12 protein-coding genes are annotated in these 12847 nt (G+C 30.8%); 2 read left to right on the forward strand and 10 right to left on the reverse strand.

All coding sequences use genetic code 11. The features are described from left to right. Positions 1 to 605, forward strand: a 605-nt coding sequence (locus J7M77_RS06460) for an ABC transporter permease subunit (protein WP_296877016.1), incomplete at its 5' end; no start/stop codon positions are given. A gap of 105 nt (positions 606 to 710) precedes the next feature. Here J7M77_RS06460 and J7M77_RS06465 read toward each other — a convergent pair. Both J7M77_RS06465 and J7M77_RS06470 read right to left on the reverse strand, forming a co-directional pair. After that, the gene (locus J7M77_RS06465; RefSeq protein ID WP_296877017.1) at positions 711 to 3515 is read right to left on the reverse strand and encodes a GDSL-type esterase/lipase family protein; all 2805 of its coding nucleotides are present in this window, start codon (positions 3513 to 3515) and stop codon (positions 711 to 713) included. A 96-nt stretch (positions 3516 to 3611) separates the two neighbouring features. After that, positions 3612 to 4385, reverse strand: a complete 774-nt coding sequence (locus J7M77_RS06470) for a MurR/RpiR family transcriptional regulator (protein WP_296877018.1) — start codon at positions 4383 to 4385, stop codon at positions 3612 to 3614. 186 nt (positions 4386 to 4571) lie between these two features. On the opposite strand from J7M77_RS06470, the gene J7M77_RS06475 reads away from it, so the two are divergent. After that, positions 4572 to 4817 (forward strand): hypothetical protein, encoded by a 246-nt coding sequence (locus J7M77_RS06475; RefSeq protein ID WP_296877019.1) that lies wholly within the window; start codon positions 4572 to 4574, stop codon positions 4815 to 4817. 23 nt (positions 4818 to 4840) lie between these two features. Here the strand turns inward: J7M77_RS06475 and J7M77_RS06480 are convergent, their stop codons facing one another. The 8 genes from J7M77_RS06480 to priA form a co-directional block, all read right to left on the reverse strand. Continuing rightward, positions 4841 to 5431, reverse strand: coding sequence for a thiamine diphosphokinase (locus J7M77_RS06480; protein ID WP_296877020.1), 591 nt, complete (start codon positions 5429 to 5431; stop codon positions 4841 to 4843). Continuing rightward, entirely contained in the window at positions 5428 to 6069 is a 642-nt protein-coding gene (gene rpe, locus J7M77_RS06485; protein WP_296877021.1) for a ribulose-phosphate 3-epimerase, read from the reverse strand. Before rpe ends, J7M77_RS06480 begins: the two co-directional genes overlap by 4 nt. After that, complete coding sequence (rsgA, locus tag J7M77_RS06490) at positions 6062 to 6937, reverse strand: ribosome small subunit-dependent GTPase A (protein WP_296877022.1); 876 nt, start codon at positions 6935 to 6937, stop codon at positions 6062 to 6064. Before rsgA ends, rpe begins: the two co-directional genes overlap by 8 nt. Before the next feature lie 9 nt (positions 6938 to 6946). After that, a complete protein-coding gene (gene pknB, locus J7M77_RS06495; RefSeq protein ID WP_296877023.1) occupies positions 6947 to 8926 on the reverse strand; it encodes a Stk1 family PASTA domain-containing Ser/Thr kinase in 1980 nt (659 codons plus the stop codon). A 1-nt stretch (position 8927) separates the two neighbouring features. Continuing rightward, a complete protein-coding gene (locus J7M77_RS06500) occupies positions 8928 to 9665 on the reverse strand; it encodes a Stp1/IreP family PP2C-type Ser/Thr phosphatase (protein WP_296877024.1) in 738 nt (245 codons plus the stop codon). After that, a complete protein-coding gene (rlmN, locus tag J7M77_RS06505) occupies positions 9665 to 10693 on the reverse strand; it encodes a 23S rRNA (adenine(2503)-C(2))-methyltransferase RlmN (RefSeq protein ID WP_296877025.1) in 1029 nt (342 codons plus the stop codon). Before rlmN ends, J7M77_RS06500 begins: the two co-directional genes overlap by 1 nt. A gap of 1 nt (position 10694) precedes the next feature. Next, positions 10695 to 11948, reverse strand: a complete 1254-nt coding sequence (gene rsmB, locus J7M77_RS06510; protein WP_296877026.1) for a 16S rRNA (cytosine(967)-C(5))-methyltransferase RsmB — start codon at positions 11946 to 11948, stop codon at positions 10695 to 10697. Between the two features lie 12 nt (positions 11949 to 11960). Next, positions 11961 to 12847, reverse strand: an 887-nt coding sequence (gene priA / locus J7M77_RS06515; RefSeq protein ID WP_296877027.1) for a primosomal protein N', incomplete at its 5' end; no start/stop codon positions are given.

The raw sequence follows: 12847 nt of genomic DNA on the forward strand, positions 1-12847 counted from the left end.
ATAGTGGTATTGCTGTTGAAAACTATCAAGTTGATGCTTTAACATCATGGAGCCAGTATTTTAAAAATATGCAGCTTATTTTAGTTATTTTTGTAGTTATGTTTAGTAGTATTTTAATTAGTGAAAAGCAAAAAGGAACGTTGATTATTTTATTATCTAAAGGATTAAAACGTAAAAATGTGATTATTTCAAAAACCATTATTTTATTTATCTTTTGGACTATTGGTTATTTATTAAGTTTATTAATTACTTATGGTTATACAACATACTTCTTTGATAGCCATATCATCAATAGCCTTAGTTTTACTATCTTTTGTTTTTATTTATTTGGTCTTTATTTATGTTCTTTAATCATATTAAGTTCCGTTTTTTGTAAATCAGTACCAGCCGTTATTATATTTATTGGTTTATCTTTTTTTACATGCTACTTATTAGCATTAATTCCAGCACTTACAACATATTTTCCAACTGCTTTGATTAATTATACTAATTTATTATCTAATATTAATATTAATGATTATTTACCAGTTATTATAATTACTATCATTCTAATTATTTTAAATCTAGCTGGTGCTGTTATTGGTTTTAAAAAAAGCATATTATAAAAAAACAATAAAAAGAGGATATGAAATTATTGATTATATGCCAAACAATAACATCATTTCCTCTTTAAATATTCACTAATACTTTAATTTCCTCTAGATAAATTATTAGTTAAACTTTCTTTTTTTTCTTGATGTATAAATACCTATTCCAGAAATAACACTGGCACTAGCCAAAAAGAGTAATGGTGTTTCATCTCCAGTTTTAACAGCAGTAACTATAGTTTCATTTTTATTAGAAGTTTCTGTGTTAATGACTGCTCCTGTTTCTAAATCTCTAGAATAATTAACAAAAAATTCCCACATGTATTTAGCTTCTGGTTTATAATTCCAATGCGCCTGATCTTTGATAGCTGTAAACTTCATAATCACACCATTTTCATTAGATAAAGTTCCTTCAAGAGCATCTTTATCACCAAGTTTAAACCAATTTTGATTATCTAATTGAATTCCATAATATGGATTTAGTGACATATCATACTTTTCACTAACTTCAACTCCATTTACTTTTTGATAAGCTTGAATTACCGGGAAAATTTCACAAGCCGGATCAACGTCTTGGATATATGTATTTTCACCAACCATAAAACTATTTTGACTTGATAAATCTACTGGTATCATCCCAAAGAAATCATGATCACCACACATATAGATCATTGGCACATTAACACCGTTATAATCACTAGCAAGTGATACAATTTCTTCTTTGTCAACTGCTGGTGCTGAAACTGCACCAACTGCTGCAAATTTATCAGCATATTTAATACCATATAATTCACTAGCACTTCCACCAGCTGATAATCCAGTAATATATACTCTAGAAGCGTCAATTTGTGGATATTTAATCTTTAACATTTCCAACCATTCAATTAACTTATCCCCTTCTAATCCGTCACAATTAAAGAAGTTTGGACCTGGTTCATGAGTACTTGAATCATAAACAATATCTTGCCATTCAGGGGCCATTACAATGAATTTTTCTTGACTTGCTAATTCTACCCAGCCAGTAGTTTCACCTTGTAATCTAGCATCATTACCATTTCCATGTAAAGATATAACTAATGGTATTGTTCCATTTTCAGCTTCAAAAACATCATTAGGTATATATTCAAACCAAGTATAATTTCCTTCACCATTTAATGGTGCATTATAAATTGGATTATATTGAATATTCAATTCTTCATAGTTTGCAATTTCAATTAATGGATATGGATCAGTATATTTTGCAACATCAGCCATATAGAATTCTGTTTTTTCATTATGCTGACGATAGTTTTTTGAAAACACATTATTCCAAGCATTTTCAAAAGCTTCAGCTAACGTTTCTTCACCACTAACTACAACTTGTTGTAAAGGATTATTTTTATTTTGGTAAACATTTTCTGTTACTTTTAAAGCATCATTAGCACGCACATAATAGTCTTTAGCTTTTGAACTAGGATTACTTAGATAGGCAGGTAATGGAACATTATAATCGCCATCAATATCCATTGAGCCATTATAAGTCATAATTCCAGCAACAGCATAACATTTTTGACTCAAATAGTTATTTACAAATGTTGCACCATCATCAATACCAATTACTTTAACATTAGATACACCTGTACCAAGCATTTTAATAAATGCATCTAAATCATCCTGATTATAAGTTGCATTATTAATTGGTGTTACAACTGTTACTGAAGTAGCCCATTCTTGCAAATTAGAAATAATGTTCATTTCAGTTAATAATTTTTCTGCCTGTTTTTCACTTATATCACCGGCATAAACATAATAAACTGGTGTAACACAATTAGAATAATCAGACAAATAGCCATCATTTGCTGCATTATATGTATAAGTAGTATCTGAATTTTGGATTAAATCAATTGTAGTAGTTTGTTCATTTTCTTTTAAAATAGTTTCTAATTGATTTTGAATAAATGGTGTATACCAAAATAAATATCCAGCCTTATATGGATGAATTGGATCACACATATAATAATCTCTTAAATTGATATTAGTATTAATAAATGACGAATTATTCCACATATCAATAACATCAATATCCCATTTTGCCTGAACTTCCAACAATATATCAACCATTTTTTGATATGTTGTTTGATAAACATCTTTAATTTCTTGAACATCCCCACCATTGATTTCAACAAAATGTTTGATTGCTTCATCACTCAAATATGGATCGGTATAAAAAATTACTGGACAATCCCATTTTTCTTTTGCATAAGCAATTATATATTCAATTGCTCCAGTAATTGTTGAATAGTCAAAATCTTTTATATCGTATGATTTTGATAATGTACCAAAATCAATTCCAAGTGATGCATCATTAGTTGATAGCTGAACTACCAAAGCATCCAAATTACTATTTGCATCGATGCTGCCATTTTCTAATTGGGTGATATAACTAATATCATCCCGCACTCCTTCTTTTTTAGCAAGAGGACCCCCAGTTATGGCCTGTTTTATTGAAGTGCTTCCAGTGATTTTTTGAATATAATCAGGAAATGCAGTTCCTTCACTTTGGAATCCATAAGTAATTGAAGAGCCCAAATAGCCAATTGTTTTATTTTTTAGAAAACTATTATCAATAGATGAAATGTTATCTAAATTAAGACTTGAGCTATTAGGATTTAATAATTCCTCTAATTTGTTATAATTTTGAACACTATCTTTATCAACATCTGATAAACTTTCATATTCATCTAAAATATTTACTGCCTGCAAATAAGTTTGCTCTACATCTGTTGCTTCAAGCATTGAATTAGGTAAAAGATCAATTTGTTGTTCAACTGACTGTACAGTAACTTGACTAGTAGTTTCTATGGCATTAGCTGGAGTAACAGCACTAGCAGCTGAAAGCATAATCGTACTAGCAACTAATAAAGCGGATAATCTTTTAAACTTTTTCATTTTTCCCATCCTTTCTGTATCCGCTTACATATTATCATGATTAATTTTGTTTTTTCATTCTAAAATTAAATGGTTCATTCAAAATTTGAATGAAAACTAATTTAACACTAAATTATATACTAATAAAATAAAGTACATCAATTCATTATATCCCAAATTATCATCTGCTTCTTTACCAAAAACAAAATAATCATCGAAATATTTCAAGCCATCGTGATCATCATCAATGGTCCATAACATTTTATACATCTTATTATCTACTAGAAAGTCCTTTATATGGCTATAAGCACGCTGTTGAATCGAAATAACAACTAATAATGAATCATCTTCTAATTTAGTTAATATTTCTTTTTGATAATGATAATCAAAAATTGCATACGCCTCTTTTCCAATCGAAATTAATGCCATTTGTAATAAGTGTGTCATAGCCATTGATAATTCAGAACCCATAAAATAAATAGTATTAGCTGATTTTAATTTTTCAATGATCCGTTTTAAATGTTGATGATCTAAATTATATATATTATTGATGCAATCACTTATTTTTTTATGAATATCATCAACTATTACTGAATATTCTCGATTTTTTATTGTTTGATTGTTTTTTTCAATCATCCAATTTGAACGAATGATGTTGTTTTTAAAATCATTATAATTTTGATATCCTATTTTTTTAATAAATCTGCTTAACGATGATTGTGAAAAAAAAGTTTTTTCACTTAATTTATCTAGTGAATACCGGTCTAAATCATACCGATTTTCTAAAAGATTTTTTGCGATTAATACATCATTATTTTCTGTGTATGCCTTATTAATTAAATATAATAAATCATATACAGCAATAGCATTTTGATAATTATTATTTTTCACATTTACACTTCCTAACTTTTTTATTTTAATGATGAATTGATTTTATATTAATAATTCTATTACTTTATTTAATCTTTGAAAATAATTAAACAGTTAAAATTAAAGATTTCTTAATAAAATTTAGTTCTATTGATTATCTTAAATTATCTTGGTATTATTTAGTTATTCATTGAAAGGATGATCTAAATGGAATATTTTGCTTCATTTTTTCCTAGCATTATTTTAATTATGACAGGTATTATTATCTTTTTAAATAATCAAAAAATTAATGCCAAGGATAAAGATTACTGGTTATGCTTTATGTATGCTTTTTCTTGGACATTGACTAGCATTCTTACTATATTAAATCTAGTTACACCTTTTTCATCAGCAATTATCCTGGTCATTGTAAATATTGCAATCTATTATTTTTATCAAAAATATGTAAAATAAAAATGTGGAGAAGTTCCACATTTTTAAGCGTCTTTTGATTTAACAACTATAATTGGTTTAGATGTTTTAATTAAAGCAATATCTTTACTTACCTGATTAGAAACACATAAAGGATCACTTCTTACAAGATAGTAATTATCTAAGGGATACATCGCTCCCGTTATATCAATATAACTATCATCTAAAGCATATAATGAAAAATACTGGTATTCATCTTTGAATATTTGATGAGTTCCTGGTTTAAGTAAATAAATAATATTTTGCTTATCGATGATGCGAATCTTGATTGACTGATATTTTTCCAATAAACAGACAGCACTAAAGAAATGATCTAAACGGCCTCCCGTTACGCCATAAATATCAACTTCATCATAGCCATGATCAATAGCATATTCAAGAGCCGCATGGGTATCAGTTACATCTTTATGAGTTGGTAATTGTTTTATTTTTAGTTTTTGTAACAGATTTTTATTATTAATGGAATCAAAATCACCAATGGCATAGATGGGCTGGATTCCCTGGCTTAATAAAACCTCAATTCCTTTATCAACTCCGATATAATCAAGATTTAAATCAACTTCATTAGCTAAAGCACTGCAAATTCCGATTTTCATTGTAATGACTCAATCTTTTTCGCGTAATCATCACTATTAAAAATATAACTTCCGGCTACTAGTACATCAACACCAGCGTCACGACAAATTTTACCGGTAATATCATTGATACCGCCATCAACTTCAATTAAATAATGATAATTATTTTCTTGTTTTAATTTAGCTAAACAGGCAATTTTATCAACTGCTGATTCATTAAACACTTGTCCACCAAAACCAGGTTCGACAGCCATGATTAAAATTAAATCCAATGAATCTAAATATGGTTTTAAAACCGAAACATCAGTATCTGGTTTAATCGATATTCCCACCCCGATATGGTGCTGTTTTAAATAATTGATCATTTCAAAGATTTTATCTTTAGCTATCGCTTCATAATGAAAAGTAATTGATGAAGCATTACTGTCAATAAAGTTTTTGGCATATTTCATCGGATCACTGATCATTAAATGAACATCTAAATATAAATCAGTTATCTTACTGATATCTTTTAAAATACTGTAACCAAATGAAATATTAGGTACAAAGTGCCCATCCATAACATCATAATGCAACCAATGGGCTGTTTTAATTGCTTCTAATTCATCTTTTAAACACGCAAAATTAGCTGCTAACAACGAAGGCGCTATTTTAACCATACTTTCTTTCCTCTTTCTTTTTAACTTCTTGTAAATTCATTAAATAATGCTCATATCGCTCTTTAGAGATTAAACCCTTTGCTACTGCCTCTTTAATGCGACATTGCGGTTCGCTATCATGTAAACAGCCTCTAAATTTACATTCACTAGCTAGAGTGGCAAAATCGTGATAAGCCACAGCGGCTTCTTGAGGGGTCATATCTAGCTCTAATGATGAAAATCCTGGGGTATCGCCTAAATAACCGCCATACATCTTAATCAATTCTACATGGCGAGTCGTATGTTTACCGCGTCCAAGTGATTTAGAAATATCATTAGTTTCTAGATTTAAAGTGATATCTAATGCATTTAATAAACTGCTTTTACCAACCCCGCTTTGTCCAGTAAAAACAGTTACTTTGTCTTTAAAGATTTCCTTAATTTCATCAATGCCCTGATTATTTTTAGAACTAGTCTTAAATAAACGATAACCAGCTTTATGATAAGCTTGATAGTAATGATCTAAACTATCATCGTCGATTAGATCAGTTTTGGAAAAAATAATGATCGGTTCAATTTGATAATGTTCAATTACCATTAAAAACTTATCTAATAAAATCGATGAAAAATCTGGTTCTTTACAGGAACAGACAATTAAGGCCTGGTCAACATTGGCAATTAATGGTCTTACTAAAGAGTTTTTGCGCGGTAATATTTTCATTACATAACCATCATTATTGCCTTCTTGCTGGTACTCAACAAAATCGCCAACCAGAGGCTTGATTTCGTTTTTACGAAATTTACCTCTGGCCCGGCATTGAATAATCTGATTATCAGCTTCAACATAATAATATCCTGCTAATGCTTTTATGATTCTTCCTTTAGCCATTATTTTCTCCTAATCCTCATCATCTGGTGAAGCTGTTTCTGGCTGTTTTGAATAATAATATAAAGTAACCGTAGTTCCTTTTTTAGAAACTGTAGTATCCGCTTCAGGACTTTGTCCGGCAACTGTATTAACACTTCTAAATGGGTAAGAACTTAATAAACTTTGATCGTTAGAATTAGATAAATCAACTAAATTAACGACAAAATTATTGTTTTCTAAAATAGTTTTAGCGGAATTAATATTGCGATCAAAAACATCACGAACGGTATAAGTCTTACCAGCGGAAACAGTTAAAGTAATACTACGATCATCGTCATCAGGATCAACTTTATAACCTTCACTTAGACTTTGTTTAATTACAGTACCTTCAGCTTGTTCAGATTCTTCAGTATTGATCGTTACTTGGAAACCAAGCTTTTTAAGGGCAGCTTCAGCCTCACTTTGACTCTTACCAAGATAATTTCCTACGACAATATAATTCCCTTTAGAAACTGTTAACGTAATAGTTAAATCACTTTGATCCGTTGGATCTAATTTAGTCCCTTTATCCCGGTTTTGTCCGATTACTTCGCCTTTAGTCTTTGAAGAAACTTCTTCTTCAACCACTATTTCAATATCAACGTCTTTATTCAACTTACTAATAGCATCCTGGGCTTTTTCTAAAGTCATTCCCACATAATTATCTAAAACAATATATTTTCCTTTAGAAATCGTTACCGAAACCACATCACCATCTTTAATTGATTTACCAGCTTTGGGATTAGTTTCAATGATTTCACCAGCATCATATTTATCTGATAGTTCTTCACTAACATTTTCATCGATCGTTACGTTATATTCAGCTAAAAGTTTTTCGGCTTCAGCAATTGTTTTTCCCGTTAAATCAGGCATTAAAGTAGCATCACTGCCAGAATTCAAATAAATTACAAAAGCTACTGCTAAAACAACTAAAGCCGTAACTGCTCCAATAATAACTTTAGCTTTGGTATCTAAACCTTTGATTTTTTTAACTAATCGTTTAAAAAAGCCATCACTAGTTTCTTCCATTTCTTCTTTTTCTTCCTGGCGGGTTCTAAGATCACCGGTATTGCCAGTTGAAAAAGCCGTATGGGGATCAGCGACAATTGTTGGTTCATCATCACTATCATACGAAAATACTAGTTTTTCTTGATCAGGATGTTCTAGACAAGTATTAATATCTTCCATCATCTCACTAGCACTTTGATAACGGTCATTTAAATTTTTGGCCGTTGCTTTGATAACGATGTTTTCAACTGATTGGGGAATCGATGGATTAAAATCCAATAATGATGGTAAATCTTCTTGCATGTGTTTTAAAGCAATATTAACTGGTGATTCACCATTAAATGGCACTTGCCCTCTTAACAATTCATAAAAAACGATTCCTAAAGCATAAACATCACTTTGTACGGTAGCTTTTTCCCCACGAGCTAATTCCGGAGCTAGATAATGCAATGAACCCATGATTACATCAGTTTGGGTTACTTGCGCTAATGATTGCATTGAAGCAATTCCAAAATCTGCAATCTTAGCTGTTCCACTATCAGTTACTAAAATATTTTGCGGTTTTAAATCACGATGAACAATTCCTAATTGATGTGCTTTGGCAATCCCGCTGACGATTTGTTTCATGATATCAATGGCTTCGATGTAATGAACCGCACCGCGTTTTAAGATCAGTTCTTTTAAAGTAGTTCCAGGAACATATTCCATTACAATATAGTATTTATCATCATCTTCGCCAACATCATATATCTCTACAATATTACGATGAGAAAGTGCGGCCGCTGCACTTGCTTCCCTTTGGAATCTAGTTACATATATGGGATCTTTTGCTAAACTTGTTCTTAAAATCTTAATCGCAATCGTTCGATTTAAAATAATATCTTGAGCTAAATAAACATCAGCCATCCCACCTTGGCCAATTAATTCTAATAATTCATAACGCTCTGCAATTATTTTCGCCATTTTATCTTCCTCCCTGGTTATCTATGATGGCTATACCGATATTGTCACGACCACCATTTTCATTAGCCTGGTCAATTAATTCAATAACTTTTTCCATTACTTTAGTATCTTTAAGTAATATTTCTTTGATTTTTTCATCATCTAAACAATTATATAAACCGTCACTGCAAAGAAGCAAGATACCATCATCAAAATCCATTTCGATAAGTGAAGGCTTCAATTCCGTCTGCGCTCCGATTGCCTGAGTCAACACATTTTTTTTCATGTGATGTTTAGCTTCCTGTTCGCTAATAGCCCCACGATCAACTAATTCATTTACTAGTGTGTGATCTTTAGTAATTTGTGATAACTGATTATCTTTTAAAATATAGGCCCGACTATCACCGACATGTGAGATATATAATTTATTATCCATATAAATAGCAACAACGATCGTTGTTCCCATACCTTGATGTTCAATGTTTTGCATTGCCATTTTTTTAACGATCTGATCACATTCAACAATTGTTTCTTGAAGCCATTTTTTTAATTCATCACTATTATCAAATGGGGGAATAATACCAAAACAGCTCATAAAATGGTCCATTACTACTCGTGAAGCAATTTCGCCCGAACGATGACCACCCATACCATCACAAACAAGGGCAATGACCTGATCTTTAGTATTTGCATTTACGGCTGCCTGATCTTGATTTTTACTCCTTACTTTTCCAATGTCTGTTTTTGCATAATAGTTCATTATTTCACCCCGCCTCTTTTAGAACGCAACTGTCCACAAGCGCCATCTATATCACGACCATGTTCCTTTCTTAAAGTCACATTAATATGTAATCTAAGTAATTCACTTTTAAACATTTCCACCGTTTCTTTACTACTTGGCTGATAACCATGTTCATCAACCGGATTATAAGGAATCAAATTGACATAAGCATTCAATCCTCTTAAATAATGAGCTAGCTGTCGAGCACAAACTAAGCTGTCGTTAATATCTTTTAATAAAATATATTCAAAAGTAACTCGGCGATTGGTTTTAGCGATATAATCGCTAACAGCTACTCGTAAATCATCTAATGGATATGTTTTATTGATTGGCATCAAAGTATTGCGAATTTCATCATTTGGTGCATGTAAAGAAATCGCTAAATTAGTTTGAATCCCTTCATTACTATATTTTTCGATCCCTGGTATCATACCACAAGTTGAAATCGTAATATGTCGAGCGCCGATGGCAAGACCATGAGGATGATTGATGATCCTTACAAATTCCATCACATTATCATAATTATCAAATGGTTCACCGGTTCCCATGACTACCACATGACTAACGCGCTCGTTAGTATCATGCATTACTTTCATGATCTGACCAACGATTTCCCCTGGTGTTAGATCACGCTGTTTTCTTAGTAAACCACTGGCACAAAAACTGCATTTCATATTGCAGCCAACTTGACTAGTAACACATAAAGAACGGCCATAATCATGGATCATCAAGACACTTTCAATCAAACTGCCATCTAATAATTTAAATAAATATTTAATCGTTCCATCTCGTGATACTTGTTTTTCAACAATTTCTAAAATGTCTAACGTAAAATTTTCTTTTAAAACATTTCTTAAATCTTTTGATAGATTAGACATTTCATCAAAAGATGTAGCTTGTTTTTGATATAGCCAGCTAAACACCTGTTTAGCTCGAAACACCTTTTGACCAATTGAACTAAAATATTCACTTAACTGTTCTAAAGAATAATCATAAATATTTTTCATCTTACTTTCCTTTTTCTAATTTGCACATATAAAAACCATCACTATCATAAATATATGGCAAAATTGTTTTTTCTTCAATAATTTGCATATCGGGATATTTTTCAATAAACCTAGCAATCATTTTTTCATTTTCTTTTTTATTGATAGTGCAGGTACTATAGACCATTTTACCACCTTTTTTAAGTAAATAGTAGGCATTGTCTAATAATTTTACCTGAACTTTCATAATTGCATCAATTGCATTAGAATCATGATAACGGATTTCCGGTTTTCGTTTCAAGACTCCTAAACCACTGCATGGTGCATCTAAAAGAATTTTATCAAAGGTATTTGCTGGAAAACGCTCTTTTAAAGTAGTTGCATCACCGTTATGTAATTCAACATTATTGACCCCTAATAACTTTAAATTAGCTTTAACTAATTCAATTTTATGTTCAAACAAATCATAAGCGATTATTTTTCCTTGATTATTCATCAAGGCAGCTAAATGAGCTGTTTTACCCCCAGGAGCACAGCACATATCTAAAACCAGATCATCTTTTGTTGGTGCTAAAAGTGGTGCAACCAGCTGGCTTGATTCATCCTGGATTGCAATTAAACCTTCTTGATAATAGCTTGTACTAGCTAGATTACCTGATTTATATAAAACACTATCATTAGCTAAAGTTCCACTAGTAAATTTATGATCTTCTAAAATCTTAGCTTTAGTCGTTTTTAGAGTATTGACCCGTCCCGTTCGATTAGGAATGGTATTATCATGAAAACAGATTTCTTTAGCGGTTTTATAATCGTATTGTTTGCTTAACATTTTAACTAGCCATAAAGGATGACTGCTTTCAATTGATAGTTTAACTAAGGGATCCGTAGTTTCAATTTCTCGTTTACCATTAGTAATAAAATTACGTAATATAGCATTAACAAATTTACCAGCGTATTGATTCTTTTGTTTGGCTAAATTAACAGCTTCATTAATGATTGCATAGCTAGGAATCTTATCTAAAAAAAGCAATTGATATAAAGCCATTAATAAAATCATTTTTTCTCTAACTTTGACCCGTTTTCCTTCAATATAAGGAGCTAACTGGTATTCAAGGTAGAGCTTGTTTTGAATTGTTCCATAAACTAATCTGGTTGTCAAGTCTTTATCATTTCTTGACAGACAGCTTTGTTGTAAATAAGCATTTAAAATAATATTTAAATAACTATGTTCTTTTTCATATCTTAATAAAATATCTAAAGCAACTTTTCGAGACATAACATTTCCTTTCTAAATCTGATTATAGGGATTAAAATCACAAACTACATGAACTTTGGTATTTTGCTGATTAAAAAAATCACTCATTCTTTCTAATACTGGATATATTTTTTTACTATCTGTAAATTTAACTAAAATTCTTTGGCGATATATATCTTGCATGCGATAAATTAAACTATTAGCTGGTCCTAAAATAGCTACATTAGTTAACTGCTTTTGCAGATAACTTTTTATTCGCAATGCATTTTGACTAACACTTGTTTCATCTTTTCCTTGAATAATAATACTTAATAAATGAACATACGGTGGATATTTAGCCATCTTTCTAATTTCCATTTCTTGATTAAAAAAACGTAAATAATCATGGTTTTTAACACACTGCAAGACAAAATGATCAGGATTATAAGTCTGGATCATCACTGTTCCTTCTTTTTTTCCTCGACCACTGCGCCCAGAAACTTGTTCCAATAACTGAAAAGTTCGCTCATTAGCGCGAAAATCAGGGATATTTAAACTTAAATCAGCATCTAATACCCCAACAAACGTAACATTTTCAAAATCAAGACCTTTAGCAATCATCTGGGTTCCTAACAAAATATTAGCCTCACCTTTTGCAAACTTATCTAACAGTTTTTGATGACCACCTTTATTTTTAGTCGAATCAATATCATAGCGCAGTACTCTAGCGCCATCAAACTGATTAGTTACTAATTCTTCAATTTTTTGGGTTCCCGTACCTATCTGTTTTAAATTCTGACTATGACAATTAGGGCAAGTACGCGATACAGGAATTTGGTATTCACAATAATGACATTTTAATTTCTGTTCATGTTTATGATAAGTAAGCGTTACATCACAATGAGGACACTTAATTACTTCACCACAGTCATTACAACGCA

Source organism: Thomasclavelia sp. (assembly GCF_017889095.1).
GTDB lineage: Bacteria > Bacillota_I > Bacilli_A > Erysipelotrichales > Coprobacillaceae > Thomasclavelia.

Bases quoted from the DNA above. Each gene is read 5' to 3' on its own strand.
- rsmB (WP_296877026.1), bottom strand. From the start codon at position 11,948: ATGTCTCGAAAAGTTGCTTTAGATATTTTATTAAGATATGAAAAAGAA.
- J7M77_RS06465 (WP_296877017.1), bottom strand. From the start codon at position 3,515: ATGAAAAAGTTTAAAAGATTATCCGCTTTATTAGTTGCTAGTACGATT.
- rlmN (WP_296877025.1), bottom strand. From the start codon at position 10,693: ATGAAAAATATTTATGATTATTCTTTAGAACAGTTAAGTGAATATTTT.
- rpe (WP_296877021.1), bottom strand. From the start codon at position 6,069: ATGGTTAAAATAGCGCCTTCGTTGTTAGCAGCTAATTTTGCGTGTTTA.
- J7M77_RS06500 (WP_296877024.1), bottom strand. From the start codon at position 9,665: ATGAACTATTATGCAAAAACAGACATTGGAAAAGTAAGGAGTAAAAAT.
- J7M77_RS06475 (WP_296877019.1), top strand. From the start codon at position 4,572: ATGGAATATTTTGCTTCATTTTTTCCTAGCATTATTTTAATTATGACA.
- rsgA (WP_296877022.1), bottom strand. From the start codon at position 6,937: ATGGCTAAAGGAAGAATCATAAAAGCATTAGCAGGATATTATTATGTT.
- J7M77_RS06480 (WP_296877020.1), bottom strand. From the start codon at position 5,431: ATGAAAATCGGAATTTGCAGTGCTTTAGCTAATGAAGTTGATTTAAAT.
- pknB (WP_296877023.1), bottom strand. From the start codon at position 8,926: ATGGCGAAAATAATTGCAGAGCGTTATGAATTATTAGAATTAATTGGC.